Annotated in this window: 1 protein-coding gene; it reads left to right on the top strand. The window is 46.0% G+C overall.

Annotated features, from left to right (window positions below; all coding sequences use genetic code 11):
* A partial coding sequence (locus R8O10_RS25770) for a pyridoxine 5'-phosphate synthase (RefSeq protein ID WP_318192032.1) occupies positions 1-591 on the top strand: 591 nt, incomplete at its 5' end.
* Positions 592-643: the final 52 nt, after the last annotated feature.

Here is a 643-nt window from a genome sequence, read left to right as displayed (position 1 = left end):
GAAGACCGTCGCCATATTTTGGATCGTGATGTGCGTATTCTACGTGAGACGATTCAAACACGTATGAATCTAGAAATGGCGGTCACTGAGGAAATGGTTGAGATCGCACTAAAAACTAAGCCAGAGTTTGTTTGTCTCGTACCAGAAAAGCGTGAAGAGCTCACTACTGAAGGCGGCTTAGATGTGGTTGGCCAACTTGAGAAAGTAAAAGCGGCAACGCAAAAGCTAACGGAAGCGGGCATTAAAGTTTCTCTGTTTATTGATGCGGATCGTCAGCAAATTGAAGCGGCGAAGCAGTGTGGTGCACCATTTATCGAGCTTCATACTGGTCATTACGCTGATGCAGAAACAGAAGAAGAGCAACAAGCAGAGTTGAAGAAGATTGCTGCGGGTGCAAGCTACGCTGATGACCTTGGTATTATTGTGAACGCTGGCCACGGTCTGACTTACCACAACGTGGCACCAATTGCTGCGCTACCAGAAATTTACGAGTTGAACATTGGTCACTCTATCATTGGACGTGCAGTGTTTGATGGCCTAGAAAAGTCAGTGGCAGAGATGAAAGCACTGATGATCGCGGCACGCAAATAACTAGGTTCTACGAATGGCTATTTTAGGTTTAGGAACCGACATTGCTGAAATC

Origin of the sequence: Vibrio sp. 1727 (assembly GCF_033344415.1) — a bacterium.
GTDB classification, from domain to species: Bacteria; Pseudomonadota; Gammaproteobacteria; order Enterobacterales; family Vibrionaceae; genus Vibrio; species Vibrio alginolyticus.
The sequence above is the reverse complement of the archived record's forward strand: the minus strand, read 5'-3'. Positions and strand labels throughout refer to the sequence as shown.